At 68.8% G+C, this 14840-nt stretch carries 16 protein-coding genes; 13 read left to right on the top strand and 3 right to left on the bottom strand.

Annotated features, from left to right (window positions below):
* Positions 1–11: 11 nt before the first annotated feature.
* The 10 genes from cpaB (at position 12) to ABFO07_RS25500 (ending at position 10274) form a co-directional block, all read left to right on the top strand.
* Complete coding sequence (cpaB, locus tag ABFO07_RS25545; protein WP_060013825.1) at positions 12–854, top strand: Flp pilus assembly protein CpaB; 843 nt, start codon at positions 12–14, stop codon at positions 852–854.
* Positions 855–955: 101 nt separating this feature from the next.
* Entirely contained in the window at positions 956–3001 is a 2046-nt protein-coding gene (locus ABFO07_RS25540; RefSeq protein ID WP_059923566.1) for a type II and III secretion system protein family protein, read from the top strand.
* 20 nt (positions 3002–3021) lie between these two features.
* Positions 3022–3321, top strand: a complete 300-nt coding sequence (locus ABFO07_RS25535) for a hypothetical protein (RefSeq protein ID WP_059565918.1) — start codon at positions 3022–3024, stop codon at positions 3319–3321.
* A 24-nt stretch (positions 3322–3345) separates the two neighbouring features.
* Complete coding sequence (locus tag ABFO07_RS25530) at positions 3346–4602, top strand: pilus assembly protein TadG-related protein (protein WP_060352352.1); 1257 nt, start codon at positions 3346–3348, stop codon at positions 4600–4602.
* 44 nt (positions 4603–4646) lie between these two features.
* On the top strand, positions 4647–5150 hold the full coding sequence (locus ABFO07_RS25525; protein WP_059808746.1) for a TadE/TadG family type IV pilus assembly protein: 504 nt from the start codon (positions 4647–4649) through the stop codon (positions 5148–5150).
* The gene (locus ABFO07_RS25520; protein WP_347468761.1) at positions 5147–5608 is read left to right on the top strand and encodes a TadE/TadG family type IV pilus assembly protein; all 462 of its coding nucleotides are present in this window, start codon (positions 5147–5149) and stop codon (positions 5606–5608) included. Before ABFO07_RS25525 ends, ABFO07_RS25520 begins: the two co-directional genes overlap by 4 nt.
* Positions 5609–5630: 22 nt before the next feature.
* On the top strand, positions 5631–6839 hold the full coding sequence (locus tag ABFO07_RS25515; protein ID WP_059891138.1) for an AAA family ATPase: 1209 nt from the start codon (positions 5631–5633) through the stop codon (positions 6837–6839).
* A 20-nt stretch (positions 6840–6859) separates the two neighbouring features.
* Positions 6860–8224 carry a CpaF family protein gene (locus ABFO07_RS25510; RefSeq protein ID WP_059891137.1) on the top strand — a complete coding sequence of 455 codons (1365 nt, stop codon included), beginning with the start codon at positions 6860–6862 and terminating at the stop codon, positions 8222–8224.
* A 48-nt stretch (positions 8225–8272) separates the two neighbouring features.
* Complete coding sequence (locus ABFO07_RS25505) at positions 8273–9250, top strand: type II secretion system F family protein (protein WP_059808738.1); 978 nt, start codon at positions 8273–8275, stop codon at positions 9248–9250.
* Positions 9251–9302: 52 nt separating this feature from the next.
* A complete protein-coding gene (locus tag ABFO07_RS25500) occupies positions 9303–10274 on the top strand; it encodes a type II secretion system F family protein (RefSeq protein WP_059808735.1) in 972 nt (323 codons plus the stop codon).
* Positions 10275–10374: 100 nt separating this feature from the next.
* Here ABFO07_RS25500 and ABFO07_RS25495 read toward each other — a convergent pair whose 3' ends face one another.
* A complete protein-coding gene (locus ABFO07_RS25495; RefSeq protein WP_059566039.1) occupies positions 10375–11157 on the bottom strand; it encodes an ABC transporter substrate-binding protein in 783 nt (260 codons plus the stop codon).
* 255 nt (positions 11158–11412) lie between these two features.
* On the opposite strand from ABFO07_RS25495, the gene ABFO07_RS25490 reads away from it, so the two are divergent.
* Positions 11413–11832 (top strand): MbcA/ParS/Xre antitoxin family protein, encoded by a 420-nt coding sequence (locus tag ABFO07_RS25490; protein WP_059565926.1) that lies wholly within the window; start codon positions 11413–11415, stop codon positions 11830–11832.
* Positions 11823–12530, top strand: a complete 708-nt coding sequence (locus ABFO07_RS25485) for an RES family NAD+ phosphorylase (RefSeq protein ID WP_059808732.1) — start codon at positions 11823–11825, stop codon at positions 12528–12530. Before ABFO07_RS25490 ends, ABFO07_RS25485 begins: the two co-directional genes overlap by 10 nt.
* A gap of 12 nt (positions 12531–12542) precedes the next feature.
* Here ABFO07_RS25485 and ABFO07_RS25480 read toward each other — a convergent pair whose 3' ends face one another.
* Positions 12543–13274: a metallophosphoesterase gene (locus ABFO07_RS25480; protein WP_347468760.1), complete on the bottom strand. Its 732-nt coding sequence runs from the start codon at positions 13272–13274 to the stop codon at positions 12543–12545.
* 136 nt (positions 13275–13410) lie between these two features.
* Here ABFO07_RS25480 and ABFO07_RS25475 point away from each other — a divergent pair, with 136 nt between their 5' ends.
* Complete coding sequence (locus tag ABFO07_RS25475) at positions 13411–14064, top strand: DUF1345 domain-containing protein (protein WP_059565929.1); 654 nt, start codon at positions 13411–13413, stop codon at positions 14062–14064.
* Positions 14065–14092: 28 nt separating this feature from the next.
* On the opposite strand, the gene ABFO07_RS25470 is transcribed toward ABFO07_RS25475, so the two are convergent.
* Positions 14093–14761 (bottom strand): glutathione S-transferase, encoded by a 669-nt coding sequence (locus tag ABFO07_RS25470; RefSeq protein ID WP_347468759.1) that lies wholly within the window; start codon positions 14759–14761, stop codon positions 14093–14095.
* Positions 14762–14840: the final 79 nt, after the last annotated feature.

Below are 14840 nucleotides of genomic sequence, written 5' to 3'. Positions count from 1 at the left end.
GGAGCATTGCCATGAAAAACAGTCGCGCAATCACGATGCTGATCATCGCCATGGTGGCGGGTCTCGCCGCCGTCGCGTTCGCATCGCGGTGGCTCGTGCAAACGTCCACCAGCGCCGTGACGCAGGTTGCCGTCGCGGCCACCGACCTCAGCCTGGGCGAACCGATCGGGCCGGCCCAGATCCGCACCGTCAGCTGGCCGACGGGCAGCGTGCCGCCCGGCGCGTTCACCGATACGAAGCCGCTCGAAGGGCGCGTCGTGCGCACGAGCCTCGCGCGCGGCGAGCCCGTGCTCGAAGCGAAGCTCGCGCCGCTCGGCACCAAGGGCGGGCTGTCCGCGGTGATCGGCGCGGGCAACCGCGCGATCACGGTGCGCGTGAACGACGTGGTCGGCGTCGCGGGCTTCGCGCTGCCGGGCAACTACGTCGACGTGATCGTCAACACGCAGGAGCCGGGCAAGACCGACAACCAGCAGAGCATCTCGAAGATCGTGCTCGAGCACATCCTGGTGCTGGCGGTCGCGCAGCAGGTCAGCCGCGACGATACGGCGCCGAAGGTCGTCAACGCGGTGACGCTCGAAGTGTCGCCCGAACAGGCGGAGAAGCTCGACGTCGCGCGCAGTGTCGGCACGCTGTCGCTCGTGCTGCGCAACCAGGTCGACAAGCAGACGCTGAACACCGACGGCGCGACCAAGCTCACGCTGCTCGGCAAGCCGGCGGCCCCGGTCGCCGCGTCGGCGCCGGTGGTGCGCACCCGCACGGTGCGGGTGCACGTGGCGTCGCATGCGGCCCCGGCCGCGCGGCGCGACTGCATCGGCGTGCTGGCCGGCGTCGCGGGCAGCGTCGAATGCTTCTGAATCCATCAACAACACGTGCAGCATCCAGGCCGCTCGCCGCAAGCGGCGGCCTTTGACAGTCAAGCCCGGCGGTTCGCCGGGCACTCGGGGGATCAGACGAAATGAAGATCAAACCGCAACGTTCTGGAGCCGGGCCGGCGCGTACGCGCGCCCTGCACGGCGCGATGGCCGCAGCCCTGCTGTGCGCCGGCTGGTTCAACGTCTACAGCGCGGTCGCGCAGGTCGGCGCCGAGGCGGGTGCCCTGATGAAGGGCGGCCCGGCGAGCGCACCGGCGGCGATGGGCAAGGGGCCGATGCAGATGACGATCAGCATGACGCCGGCGCCTGCCGCCGGAGCCGCCGCCGCCGCGGCCGGACCGCTGCGCGGGCCGAACTGCGTCGGTGCGGTGCGCGAATCGACGTCGGTCAGCGTGCCGCTCGGCAAGTCGATGCTCGTGCCGATGCCCGAGCCCGTGCGCAATCGCACGATCGGCAATCCGGCGGTCGCGCAGGCGACGATGGTGTCGCCGCAGACGCTCTACATCCTCGGGCTGTCGGTCGGCACGACCAACATGATCGTGCAGGGCAAGAGCGGTGCGTGCCGGATCATCGACGTGGCGGTGGGCGCCGACGCGGGCGGCCTGCAGGCGTCGCTCGCGCAGCTGATGCCGGGCGAGCGCGACATCCACGTGTCGACCGCGGCCGACACGATCGTGCTCGCGGGCAACGTGTCGAGCTCGCAGGCTGCGCAGCAGGCTGCCGCGATCGCGAAGGCCTATGCGAACAGCGGCAGCGGCAACGGCGCCAACGGCGAGAACAAGGGCGGCAACGTGCTCAACATGCTCACCGTGACCGCGCCGCAGCAGGTGATGCTCGAGGTGAAGGTCGCCGAGGTGTCGAAGACGCTGATCAACCAGCTCGGCTCGGCGTTCAACATCCAGGGCGGCTTCGGCTCGTGGAGCGGCGCGCTGGTGAGCAACCTGCTGGCGGGCGTCGCGAGCGGCATCGTCGCGAACAAGGCGAACAACCGGCCGTTCAGCGTCGCGGTGGATGCGCAGAACACCGACAACCTCGTCAAGATCCTCGCGGAGCCGAACCTCGTGACGATCAGCGGCCAGGAAGCGACCTTCCTCGCGGGCGGCAAGATCTTCATCCCGGTGCCGCAGAGCAATACCGGCGGCGGCACGACGATCACGCTGCAGGAAGAGGAATTCGGCGTCGCGCTGAAGTTCCTGCCGACGGTGCTGTCGAACGGCCGCATCAGCCTGAAGGTCGCGCCGGAAGTGTCGGAGCTGTCGCAGACGGGCGTCACGCTCACCGCGACCAACGTCGCCGGCGCGTCGATCCTGCCGCTGATCACGACCCGGCGCGCGTCGACGACGGTGCAGATGGCCGACGGCGAAACGTTCGCGATCGGCGGGCTGATCAAGGACAACGTGTCGGGCTCGCTGAAGGCCGTGCCGGGCATCGGCGAAATCCCGGTGCTGGGCGCGCTGGCCCGCAGCACGTCGTTCCAGCAGGATCGCACCGAGCTGATCTTCATCATCACGCCGCACCTGGTGAAGCCGCTGCAGACCGCCGACGTGCCGCTGCCGACCGACAGCTTCACGCGCACCAACGAAGCGGACGTGTTCGCCACCGGCAACATGGAAGGACGCGGCGGCCTGCGCAAGCATGGCCGGATGCCCGCTAGCGAAGCCGCGCCGGCGCAGCCGATGCCGCAATCGCAGGCGCCGGCGCCTGAACCGGAGCCCGCGCCGGCCCCCGCGCCGAAGCAGCAGAGCACGCCTGCCGCCACCGCCGCGCTGCCCGCGCCGCGCGCACCGCAGGCCGATGCGGCCGCCAAGGCGGTGACGTCGGCGGTGCCGGTCGCGACGCAGGATGTGCCGGCCAAGCCGCTCGTCGAGACGCACGCCCCGGTGCCCGCTCCGGCGCCCGCACCGGAGCCGGCGAAGGCCGAGTCGGCGCCGGCGGCCGCCGTGCCGAATGCCGCGAACGCCGCGCACGCCGCGGATGACGCGACGGCGGCCCGCATCGCCCGCATCGAAGCGGCCGCGGCGCGTATCGCCGCGGCGAACCAGGCCGCGCCGGCCCAGCCGGCGCCCGCGAAGCGCCGCTCGCAGCAGGTCGCCCGCGCGAATGCCGCGCCGTCGTCCACCGATCATTGAAGACAGACAAGGGGAAGCTCATGAAATCCGCCTACCTCGTAATCGTGCGCCGCGTGGCCCTGGCCGCGCCGCTCGCCGCCGCGCTCGCGGGCTGCATGACGTCGACGCCGGTGTGGGACACCCGGTTCGGCGAATCGGTGCGCGCCGTGACGCAAGCGCAGATCATCGATCCGCACGCCGCGGACCACGCGCCGGCCAAGCCGGCCGTGTCGGGCGCCGCGGCAGCGGCTGCGCTGGACAACTACGAAAAGTCGTTCCAGGCGCCCGAGCCGAAGTCGAACGCGTTCGTGATCGGCATCAGCAAGTCCGGTAACCAATAACGACAGCTGCTCAGGGAGATTGCCATGTCCCGCGTTGCTCAACATGCTCGACTCGCCGCTCGCGGCATGCGCCGCCAGCGCGGCGCCGTGGCGGTCATCGTCGCAATCGTGCTGGCGGTGCTGATCGGGTTCGTCGGCCTCGCGCTGGATCTTGGCAAGTTGTACGTCACGCGCAGCGAACTGCAGAACAGCGCCGATGCCTGTGCATTGGCGGCTGCGCGTGACCTGACAGGCGCCACGGTGAACCTGTCGGTTTCGGAGGCGGCCGGCATTACCGCCGGCCACCAGAATTTCGCGCTGTTCCAGCAGAACGCGGTGCAGCTGAATACGGATTCGAACGTCACGTTCAGCGATGCGCTGACCAATCCGTTCCTGCCGAAGGGTTCGGTGTCGAAGCCGTCGGCGATCAAGTACGTGAAATGCACGACGGCGCAGGGCAACATCGCGAACTGGTTCATCCAGGCGCTGAACGTGATCCCGGGCGTCAACATCGCGAATGCCGCCGTGTCGGCCACCGCGGTCGCGACCGTCGGGCCGTCGCAGACGACCTGCGCGATTCCCGTGTTCATCTGCAAGGCAGGTACCGCCGTGAGCCCGCCGGTGGCCGGCGCCACCTACAACATCGGCGACTGGATGTCATCGAAGACGGGCTCGCCGCCGTCCTACGGCGCGGGCAACTTCGGCTGGGCCGCGCTCGACGGCTCGAACAGCGCGTCGGAGATTACCAAGGAGCTGGCCGGCAACTACTGCAACCTGCCGGCGATCGGCTCCAGCATCGGCTCGCCGGGGAACAAGATCTCGAGCGGCGATGCGTGGAATACCCGCTTCGGCATCTATCACAACCCGTTCAAGGGGCCGGCCGACGGCACGCCCGATTTCACCGGCTATTCGTACACGTCCGGCACCTGGCTGGCGGGAAGGGACGCGTACGCGGACTTCGTGGCCAAGCGCCAGACCTTCGCCAGCTACCAGGGCGACACGCTGAGCGGTATCAGCACGGGCGGCTCGTATTCGGCGGGCAACTATACGGGCGGCGCGGATCGCCGCCTGGTGCTGGCGCCCGAAGTCGACTGCACGCAGCTGCTGAGCGGTCACAGCGCGTCAGTGCTGCAGTGGGATTGCGTGCTGATGCTCGACCCGATGGCGTCGGGCGGCGGCGCCGGCCCGGTGCACCTCGAGTATCGCGGCTCGTCGTCGATGGCAGGCAGCCCGTGCGCGACCGAAGGCGTGCCCGGCAATTCCAATTCCGTCGGGCCGATGGTGCCGGTGCTCCTTCAATAACCGAGACGATCATGAACCAGAAGCCCCTGTCCCGTCGTTCCCGGATGCGCGGCGTCGCCGCGGTCGAGTTCGCGTTCGTGATGATTCCGCTCGTGCTGCTCGTCACCGGCGTCGCGGAGTTCGGCCGCGCGATCTACCAGTACGACGCGCTGACCAAGTCGACGCGCAACGCCGCGCGCTACCTGTCGACCTACCTGTCGAGCGATCCCGCCTATCCGCTCGCGGAGGCGCAGTGCCTCGCCGTCTACGGCAGCACGACCTGCGGCGCGAAAGGCACCGAGCTCGCGCCGGGGCTCGCGACGACCAACGTGGTGATCTGCGATGCGTCGCACAGCACTGGCTGCAGCGATGCGTCCGACCCGGCGCAGTTCGCGAACGTGATCACCTACGACTCGAACAACGGCGCGGCGGGCGGCGCGCCGTCGGGGAGCATCAACCTGGTCGAGGTCAAGATCAAGGGCTACAAGTACGTGCCGATCCCGGCGTTCTACGGCCTGCCGCAGATCACCTTCGGCAACATCGTCACCGTGATGAGGCAAGTGTCATGAACCCGCGCACCCGTTCCCCGCTGCGCCGCCGCGGCCAACGCGGCGCGACCGTCGTCGAGTTCGCGCTGGTCGCCGCGATCTTCTGCACGATGCTGATCGGCATCTGCGAATTCGGCCGCGTGCTGTTCTACTGGAATACCGCGAGCGAGGCGATGCGCCTCGGCGCGCGCACCGCGACCGTGTGCGATGCCGACGCCACCGTGATCAAGCAGCGCATCACGACGCTGATGCCGCTGCTGAAGGCCAGCAACGTGACGCTCACCTATACGCCGTCGGGCTGCGATTCCGATCCGACCACCGCGCGCAACACCTGTACGTTCGTCACGCTGCAAGTGACGGGCATCACGGTCAAGACATTGATCCCGTTCGTGAAGATCAACGTCCCCATGCCGTCGTTCACGACCACGCTCCCTCGCGAGAGCCTGATGTCGTCAACCGGCGGAACAGTCTGCAATTAAATCAAATGACGAGGCGAACAACATGATCAACATCCTCGTGGCCTCCGACGATACGGGGCGTCTTACCCAGATCGCGCGGCTCGTCTCCGACTGCGGCAGCTACCGCGTGACGCGCGCGGCCGGCCGGCCGTCGCAGATCGAGCATCGCACCGACGGGCTCGATGCGTTCGACGTGCTGATGATCGACGGCACGTCGCTCGACGCGGCCGAGCTGTCGGCGATCGAACGGATGTGCCGGCTGCACATGGGCCTGACCTGCATGCTCGTGACCGCCGATGCGTCGCCGCACACGCTGCTCGACGCGATGCGGGCGGGCGTGCGCGACGTGCTGGCCTGGCCGCTCGAAGTCCATGCGCTCACCGACGCGCTGCAGCGTGCGGCCGCGCAGAGCACCCGGCGCGACGGCAACGACACCCGCATCGTGTCGTTCATGTCGTGCAAGGGCGGCTCGGGCACGACGTTCGTGGCCAGCAACGTCGCGTACGAGATCGCCGAGACCTTCAAGCGCCGCGTGCTGCTGATCGACCTGAACCAGCAGTTCGGCGACGCGGCGTTCCTCGTCACCGACGAAACGCCGCCGTCGACGCTGCCGCAGCTCTGCACGCAGCTCGAGCGCCTGGACGGCGCGTTCCTCGATGCGAGCGTCGCGCGCGTCAGCGACACCTTCCACGTGCTCGCCGGCGCGGGCGACCCGGTGAAGGCGGCCGAGATGCGCGAGGACGCGCTCGAATGGATCCTCGGCGTCGCCGCGCCGCGCTACGACTTCGTGATCTTCGATGTCGGGCTGAACCTCAACCCCCTGTCGATGGTCGCGCTGGACCGCAGCGACGTGATCGAGCTCGTGCTGCAGCCGACCATGCCGCACGTGCGCGCGGGGCGCCGGCTGCAGGAGATCCTGATGTCGCTCGGCTACTCGCTCGACCGCCTGCGCCTGATCGTGAACCGCAACACGCGCGCCGGTGAGCGCACGCGGGCCGCGCTCGAGGAAGTGCTCGGGATGCATGCGTCGCTCGTGATCCCGGAAGACCAGGAAAGCGTGCTCGAATCGGTCAACCAGGGGCACCCGATCTCGCGCCTCGTGCGCAACTGCGCGGTGGCCCGCACGCTGCAGGCGTGCGCGAAGCAGCTCGTCGAAGGCGAGGTGCGCGCGGGGCGCGGCGCGGAGCGCAATGAACCGTTGATCGCCCGGCTGTTCGGCCGCGGCGCGACGCCGAAACTCAAGTCCATGTGAATTCAATCGAGGAGTCGATCATGTCACTGCGCGAACAGTTGTCCATGCAACGGATGCCGCCGCTGGCGGCACGTTCCGACCTCGGCGCCGGCGGCGCGATGGTGCGCGAGGCGTACCAGAAGCTGCGCCGCGAAATCCATACCGCCGTGCTGGAGCGCGTCGAGCTCGAGCGCCTGTCGCGGATGCCGCAGGAGCAGGTCCGCCACGAGATCACGATGCTGATCGCGCGCATCCTCGACGAGGACAAGATGCCCGCGAACGACATCGAGCGGCGCCAGCTCGCGATCGACGTGTACGACGAGATGTTCGGCTTCGGCCCGCTCGAATCGTTGCTGCGCGACCCGAGCGTGTCGGACATCCTGGTCAACACGTACAAGCAGGTCTACGTCGAGCGGCACGGCCAGCTCGAGCTGACCGACGTGACGTTCTACGACGACGCGCACCTGATGAAGGTGATCGAGAAGATCGTGTCGCGCGTCGGCCGCCGCATCGACGAATCGAGCCCGATGGTCGACGCGCGCCTGCCGGACGGCTCGCGCGTCAACGCGATCATCCCGCCGTCGGCGATCGACGGGCCGCTGATGTCGATCCGGCGTTTCGCGGTGTGCCCGCTGAAGATGGACGATCTCGTGCGCTACCAGAGCATCACGCCGCCGATGGCGGAGCTGCTCGACGCGCTGTCGCGCGCGAAGGTGAACGTGCTGGTGTCGGGCGGCACCGGCAGCGGCAAGACGACGCTGCTCAACATCCTGTCCGGCTTCATCCCGCAATACGAGCGGATCGTGACGATCGAGGACGCGGCCGAACTGCAGCTGCAGCAGCCGCACGTGCTGCGCCTCGAGACGCGCCCGCCGAACATCGAGGGCAAGGGCGAGATCACGCAGCGCACGCTGGTGCGCAACGCGCTGCGGATGCGCCCCGACCGCATCATCCTCGGCGAAGTGCGCGGCGCCGAAGCGCTCGACATGCTGAACGCGATGAACACCGGCCACGAAGGCTCGCTCGCGACGATCCACGCGAACACGCCGCGCGACGCGCTGACGCGCCTCGAGAACATGATCAGCATCGCCGGCCTGTCGCTGCCGCCGAAGACGATGCGCCAGCAGATCGCGTCGGCGATCTCGGTGGTCGTGCAGGCGGCGCGCCTGACCGACGGCAAGCGCAAGATCGTCAGCATTTCGGAGCTGACCGGCATGGAAGGCGACATCATCAACATGCAGGAGATCTTCACGTTCCGGCGCACGGGCATGGACAAGGACGGCACGGTGCGCGGGCACTTCACCGCGACAGGCGTGCGGCCGAAGTTCGCGGATCGCCTGCAGGCATTCGGCATCAACCTGCCGGACGCGCTCTACGACCCGTCGCGTCACTACGAGGCGAACTGACGGCGCGGCCGGCGCAGGCCGGCCGGGCGCCGATGACGAGGAATGACCATGGATCCGATCTTCTACGCGTTTGTGATTCTCCTGTTCGTCGCGGTCGTGCTGATGTTCGAGGGCATCTACCAGTGGTGGAATGCCCGGCACGGCGTGTCGGCCAAGCGCATCGAGGCGCGCATCCGCGCGATGTCCGCGGGCGGGCAGGTGCAGAAGGAACGGCTGTCGATCCTGAAGGAGCGCATGCTCAACGAAGCGAAGCCGTTCGACCGGATGCTGATGGCGATGCCGCGCATCCAGTCGGTCGACCTGCTGCTGCAGCAGTCGGGCATGAGCTGGTCGGTCGCGAAGCTGGCCGGGATCAGCCTCGCGCTGCCGCCGATCGCGCTGCTCGCGCTCAGCTTCACGACGCTGCCGCTGGTGATCGCCGCGCTCGTCGCGCTGCCGACCGCGAGCCTGCCGATGCTGTTCGTGATGCGCAACCGCGGGCGCCGGATGCGCAAGCTCGAGCGCCAGTTGCCCGACGTGTGCGACATGATCGCCCGCGCGCTGCGCTCCGGCCACGCGTTCACGAGCGCGATCGGGATGGTCAGCGACGAGTTTTCCGAACCGATGGGCAGCGAATTCCGCGTGACGTTCGACGAGATCAACTACGGCGTGTCGCTGCACGACGCGCTGATGAACCTCGCGACGCGGGTGCCGGTGCGCGACCTGCGCTATTTCGTGATCGCGGTGCTGATCCAGCGCGAGACCGGCGGCAACCTGGCCGAGCTGCTCGACAGCATCGCCGCGCTGATCCGCGAGCGCTTCAAGCTGTTCGACAAGATTCGCGTGCTGTCGGCCGAAGGGCGCATGTCGGCCTGGGTGCTGGGGCTGCTGCCGTTCGCGACGGCCGGCGCGATGATGGTGCTGAACCCCGAATTCCTGGCGGTGCTCTGGCAGGACCCGGCCGGGATCAAGATGGTCGCCACCACGCTGGTGTCGATGGCGTTCGGCGTGTTGTGGATGCGCCGGATCATCCGGATCCGTGTCTGACGCGCGGCGCGCGATACGACCGGATGCCTCACGACCTGATCGAGGAGCTGTCATGCAAAACCTGAACACGATGCAAATCCTGATGCTCGCCGGGCTGTTCGCGGCGGTCTTCGCCGGCGCGCTGGTGGCGCTGCTGGTCTTCGTACCGCGCAACATGCAGCGCCGCCTGCAGCAGGCGGGCGGCGGCGCGGCGACGCTCGGCGGCGACGGGGCGGGCGGCGCCACGGCCGAATGGGTCGCGAAGCTGGCCGAAATCTCGAAGCCGATCTCGAAGCTGTCGGTGCCGAAGGAAGGCTGGGAAGAATCGCCGCTGCGGATCCGGCTGATGAACGCCGGCTGGCGCACGCCGAACGCCGCGAGCGTGTACTTCACCTGCAAGACGCTGCTCGCGATCGCGCTGCCGACCATGCTGCTGCCGGCGCTGATCACGACCAAGCTCGCGGAGAGCCGCTACACGCTGTCGATGATCCTCGTGCTGTTCGGCGCGATCGGTTATTACCTGCCGAACGCCGTGCTGTCGCGCAAGATCGCGACGCGCCAGCGCGTGATCTTCGAGGATTTCCCGGACGCGCTCGACTTGCTGACCGTCTGCGTCGAAGCGGGCCTGAGCCTCGATTCCGCGCTGCTGAAGGTGTGCGAGGAGCTGAAGTTCCGCAGCCCGGTGGTCGCGAGCGAGCTCGACCTGATGCTGCTCGAAATGCGTTCGGGCTTCACGAAGGAAGCCGCGCTGCGCAATCTTGCGCTGCGCACCGGCGTCGAGGACATCGAATCGTTCTGCGCGATGCTGATCCAGGCCGACCGCTTCGGCACGAGCATCGGCGATTCGCTGCGCGTGCTGTCCGACATGCTGCGCACGCGGCGGCGCATGCGCGCGGAGGAGCGCGCCGCGAAGATCGCGCTGAAGCTGCTGTTCCCGCTGATCTTCTGCATCTTTCCGGCCCTGCTGACGGTGCTGCTCGGGCCGGCGTTCATCCACATCTACCGGATCCTGCTGCCGACCTTCGCGTCGATGAGCGGCGGCTGAGAATTCCGGACGACGGGCGCCGCCGGATCACGGCGGCGGGGAGGGGAGGCGGCCGGCTTGTCCGGCCGCGTCTTTTTGGTGGGGCGGGGGGCGGGCCGCGTCAGCCGCCGTAGATGTCGAAGTCGAAGTATTTCGACGCGAGCCGCTTGTAGGTGCCGTCCTTCACCATGTCGAGGATCGCGCGGTCGATCTTCGCCTTCAGGTCCGCGTCCTCCTTGCGCAGGCCGATGCCCGCGCCGACGCCGAGCACCTTCTCGTCGACGAGTTCCGGCCCGACGAACTGGTAGCCGGCGCCGCGCGGCGATTTCAGGAAGCCGATCGCGGCCTGCACCTCGTCCTGCAGCGCGGCGTCGAGCCGGCCGGCCAGCAGGTCCGCATAGACGCCGTCCTGGTTCTGGTACGACACGACGTTCGCGCCTTGCTTCGCCCAGTACGCCTTCGCGTACGCTTCCTGCGTCGTGCCCTGTTCGACGCCCACCGACTTGCCCTTCAGCGATTCGCCGGTCGGCAGCAGCGGCGAGCCCTTCTTCACGACGAGCCGCGTCGGCTGGTTGTAGATCTTCGTCGTGAACGCGATCTGCTCCGCGCGCTGCGCGGTGATCGACATCGACGACAGCACCGCATCGAACTTCTTCGCCTTCAGCGCCGGGATCATCCCGTCGAAATCGTTCTCCGCCCATACGCACTTCGCCTTCAGGCGCGCGCAGATCTCGTTGCCGAGATCGATGTCGAAGCCGACGAGCTTGCCGTCGGGCGCCTTCGACTCGAACGGCGCATAGCTCGCGTCGGTGCCGAAGCGCAGCGTGGTCCAGTCCTTCGCGGCGGCGGTGCCGGCGGATGCGGCGAGCAGGGCGATCGAAACGGCGGCAATCAGTCTCTTCATGGTGTGCATTCCTTGGCGTGGTCTTTCCGGTTCCATACGACGCGGTTCAGCCGGACTGGGCGTGGAGACGGCTAGGTCTCCGCACTGCCATTAAGACAGAAAATAAAATCGGAGTCCAGAATGGACAAAAAATATCGATTCGGCGCGAATGAGGCGAGCCGAGAGACGTGACCGAAGCGACGACGGGGGGCGACCCTTGCAAAAATACGAGAATGGACTAATGTTGTTAGTGAATTCGTTTTGAGACTAACGAGCATGTCCCAGCCCGCCCACCTTCCGCATTCCGTTCCGCCGCAGGCCTCGGTCGCGCAGATGTCGGCGGCCGGCCTGCGCGCGTTCTTCAATATCGCGCGCGACTGGGCGCTGACGATCGACGAGCAGATCGTGCTGCTCGGGTCGCCCGGCCGCTCGACGTTCTTCAAGTGGAAGGCGGCGCCGGAATCGGCGCGCCTGCCGCGCGACACGCTCGAACGCCTGTCGCTGCTGCTCGGCATCTACAAGGCGCTGCAGATCCTGCTGCCGCAGCCGGCCGCCGCCGACGCGTGGGTCAAGCGCCCGAACGACGCGGCGCCGTTCGGCGGCAAGCGCGCGCTGGATCGCATGCTGGCCGGCAACGTCGGCGATCTCGTCGCCGTGCGCCAATACCTCGACGCGATGCGGGGCGGATGGGCGTGAACGTTCCGGACGCATCGCTGCAGTGGCCGGTCACGGCCCTCGACTGGGCGCCCGCCTATCGCGTCATTCCCACCCGCTTTCCGGCGATCAACCTGTTCGACCGCGTCGCGTCGGCGGACGATTTCGACGCGCTGTACGCGCTCGAATCGCTGACCAACGACCGCATCCGCAACGAAGTGGGCGCGCTCGACCTCGTGCCGCCCGCCGAGCGCCGCTACGGGCTCGGCTGGGGGCCGATCATGGCCGCCTTCACGCATCTGAATCCGCAGGGCAGCCGTTTCTCGGACGGCAGCTACGGCGTGTTCTACTGCGCGCGCTCCCGCGACACCGCGATCGCGGAAACCCGCTACCACAGCGCGCTGTTCCTGGCCGCGACGAAGGAGCCGCCGATGCGCCAGCAGATGCGGCTGTATACGGTGGCCGCACAGGGCGAGGTGGCCGACGTGCGCGCGTGGCCGCAGCGCGATCCGGCGCTGCTGCATCCGGTCGATTACGGTGCGGGGCAGGCGCTCGGGCGGGCGGTGCGCGACGCGGGCGGGGCGGGCGTCGTCTATCCGTCGGTGCGCGATCCGCTCGGCGAATGCCTGGCGGCGTTTCGCACCGCGATCCTGCACGACTGCCATCACGCGGCCTATCTCGAATACAACTGGAACGGCCACGCGGTCGATGCGGTGTTCGAGCTGAGCCAGGTGGGGTAGCGGCCGCCGGCGTCAAGGCAACGCCCACTCGCCCGCATGCCGCTCGCGCGCCTCGGCTTGCGACACCGACCAGCTCTTGCCGGTGCGCGGCTCGACGAGCGTGAGCCGGCCGGCCGGCGCGAACGCGCCCGTGTCGATGAACCATTGCGCGCCGATCCGCAGCGGCGCGCGCACCGGCGTATGGCCGCTGCACGTCAGCGACAGGCCGTCCTGCCGGACGGGATCGGCGAGCCCCTGCACGAGATCGCGCCCCCAGATCAGCCGCTCGCGCACGTCCGGCGCGTAACTGCCCGTATCGAGCGCGACATCCGGGCCGAAGAATTCCGCATGCAGCACGTTGAAGCGCGCGGGCCCGTCGCCGATCACACGCACGAGCGGCAGCGTGTCGACCCGCGCCGCATGCGCGTGCAGGCGCTCCGGCGGCAGGTCCGCGCCCCAGTCGCCGCCGATGCCGCGCCACGCGTCGGCCGGCAGCTGGCCGCGCGCGACGAGGCACAGCACTTCCTCGTGATTGCCGCGCACGACGTGGCACCACGGGCGATCGAGCAGGTCGAGCGCGGCTTCCGATTCGGGGCCGCGGTCGACCAGGTCGCCGACGGAGAACAGGCGGTCGCGGGCCGGGTCGAAGCGGACGTCGTGCAGCAGCGCGCGCAGCGGGCCGAGGCAGCCGTGCAGATCGCCGACGACGAAATCGCGGCCCGCCGTGTTCGCGGGGTGGCGGCAGAGGGTGGGGGCGGCAGTCATCTTCTTATCTTAGGCGCTGGCATCGGTCGCCACGCCGAGCCGGAATGGCGATAATCGGGGCGGTACCCGCCGGGCGGCCCGCAGCGGGCCTTCGCGCGCCGCCCGGCGCCTTTCCATTCGCTTTCGGACACCCACGATGACCCTTTATCCGCAGGTATTACGCAACCGGCCGCGCCTGATGGCGGCGCTCGTCGCGGGCGTGCTCGGCGCGCTCCTGCTGCCCGCGCCGCTGCGCCCGGGCGCACGCGCGCTGGTCGGCTGGGACGTCGCGATCTGGCTGTACCTGGCGATGATGTGGATACGCATGGTGACCGCGCACCATCACAAGGTGCGCGAGATCGCCATGCGCGAGGATCAGAACGCGACCACCGTGCTGACGGTGATCTGCGTCGCGACCGTCGCGAGCGTCGCGGCGATCGCGATCGAGCTGGCGACCGCGAAGAACGTGGGCTTTCGCGCCGGGCTCGGCCATTACGCGGTGACGGCTGCGACGCTGTTCGGCGCGTGGTTCCTGATCCCGACGATCTTCACGCTGCATTACGCGCGGCTCTACTACGGGTCGCCGGCCAGCGAGCGCGCGCTGCGCTTTCCGGACAGCAAGCTCGAGCCCGACTACTGGGATTTCCTGTACTTCTCGTTCACGATCGCGGTCGCGTCGCAAACCGCCGACGTGTCGCTCGGCAGCCGCCCGGCGCGGCGCGCGGTGCTGTCGCAATCGATTCTTTCGTTCTACTTCAACATGGCCGTGCTGGGCCTGTCGATCAACGTCGCGGCCGGGCTGTTGAGCTGAGCCGCCGTCGCAGGCGCGCGGCGGCGCGTCACGCGAGCAGCGCGTACGGGCCGCCGCGTTCGAGCGCGCGTTGGTAGGCGGGCCGCGCATGGATCGTGTCGAGGAAGCGCGCGATCGCCGGATGCGCGCTGCCGCCGCCGCGCGCGGTCGCCGCTTCGAGCGGGAAGCTCATCTGGATGTCCGCCGCGCTGAAGCTGTCGCCGACGAACCAGCCGGTGCGGCGCAGCGTGTCGTCGAGGTAGCCGAGATGCAGCGCGATCTGCGGATCGATGAAGCTCGACTGGAGCGTCGCGGCGATCTTGCGTGCGATCGGCCGCGCGAAGAACGGCATCGGCGCGTTCGCGATCCGCAGCGCGACCAGCTTGACCAGCAGCGGCGGCATCGCCGAGCCTTCCGCGTAATGCAGCCAGTACGTGTAGTCGAGCCGCTCCGTCGTGCCCGGCGGCGGCGCGAGGCGGCCCGCGCCGTAGCGCTCGACCAGGTAGTCGACGATCGCGCCCGATTCGGCGAAGGTGCGGCCGTCGTCGGTGACGACCGGCGACTTGCCGAGCGGATGGATCGCGCGCAGCGCGGGCGGCGCGAGCATCGTCTTCGGGTCGCGCGCGTAGCGCACGATCTCGTACGGCACGCCGAGTTCCTCGAGCAGCCAGAGCACGCGCTGCGAACGCGAGTTGTTCAGGTGGTGGACGGTGAGCATGGGCGGGCCGGGGCAGGGGCGGGAACCTCATCATAGAGGGTGTGCGCACCGGGCGGCACGTCCATTCGCGGCCCGTGTG

The sequence above is a fragment of the Burkholderia stagnalis genome (assembly GCF_039848545.1).
In the GTDB taxonomy this organism is placed as follows: Bacteria; Pseudomonadota; Gammaproteobacteria; order Burkholderiales; family Burkholderiaceae; genus Burkholderia; species Burkholderia stagnalis.
The sequence above is the reverse complement of the archived record's forward strand: the minus strand, read 5'-3'. Positions and strand labels throughout refer to the sequence as shown.

Coding starts and splice junctions, on each gene's coding strand:
- cpaB (WP_060013825.1), top strand. CDS start 12: ATGAAAAACAGTCGCGCAATCACGATGCTGATCATCGCCATGGTGGCG.
- ABFO07_RS25540 (WP_059923566.1), top strand. CDS start 956: ATGAAGATCAAACCGCAACGTTCTGGAGCCGGGCCGGCGCGTACGCGC.
- ABFO07_RS25535 (WP_059565918.1), top strand. CDS start 3,022: ATGAAATCCGCCTACCTCGTAATCGTGCGCCGCGTGGCCCTGGCCGCG.
- ABFO07_RS25530 (WP_060352352.1), top strand. CDS start 3,346: ATGTCCCGCGTTGCTCAACATGCTCGACTCGCCGCTCGCGGCATGCGC.
- ABFO07_RS25525 (WP_059808746.1), top strand. CDS start 4,647: ATGCGCGGCGTCGCCGCGGTCGAGTTCGCGTTCGTGATGATTCCGCTC.
- ABFO07_RS25520 (WP_347468761.1), top strand. CDS start 5,147: ATGAACCCGCGCACCCGTTCCCCGCTGCGCCGCCGCGGCCAACGCGGC.
- ABFO07_RS25515 (WP_059891138.1), top strand. CDS start 5,631: ATGATCAACATCCTCGTGGCCTCCGACGATACGGGGCGTCTTACCCAG.
- ABFO07_RS25510 (WP_059891137.1), top strand. CDS start 6,860: ATGTCACTGCGCGAACAGTTGTCCATGCAACGGATGCCGCCGCTGGCG.
- ABFO07_RS25505 (WP_059808738.1), top strand. CDS start 8,273: ATGGATCCGATCTTCTACGCGTTTGTGATTCTCCTGTTCGTCGCGGTC.
- ABFO07_RS25500 (WP_059808735.1), top strand. CDS start 9,303: ATGCAAAACCTGAACACGATGCAAATCCTGATGCTCGCCGGGCTGTTC.
- ABFO07_RS25495 (WP_059566039.1), bottom strand. CDS start 11,157: ATGAAGAGACTGATTGCCGCCGTTTCGATCGCCCTGCTCGCCGCATCC.
- ABFO07_RS25490 (WP_059565926.1), top strand. CDS start 11,413: ATGTCCCAGCCCGCCCACCTTCCGCATTCCGTTCCGCCGCAGGCCTCG.
- ABFO07_RS25485 (WP_059808732.1), top strand. CDS start 11,823: ATGGGCGTGAACGTTCCGGACGCATCGCTGCAGTGGCCGGTCACGGCC.
- ABFO07_RS25480 (WP_347468760.1), bottom strand. CDS start 13,274: ATGACTGCCGCCCCCACCCTCTGCCGCCACCCCGCGAACACGGCGGGC.
- ABFO07_RS25475 (WP_059565929.1), top strand. CDS start 13,411: ATGACCCTTTATCCGCAGGTATTACGCAACCGGCCGCGCCTGATGGCG.
- ABFO07_RS25470 (WP_347468759.1), bottom strand. CDS start 14,761: ATGCTCACCGTCCACCACCTGAACAACTCGCGTTCGCAGCGCGTGCTC.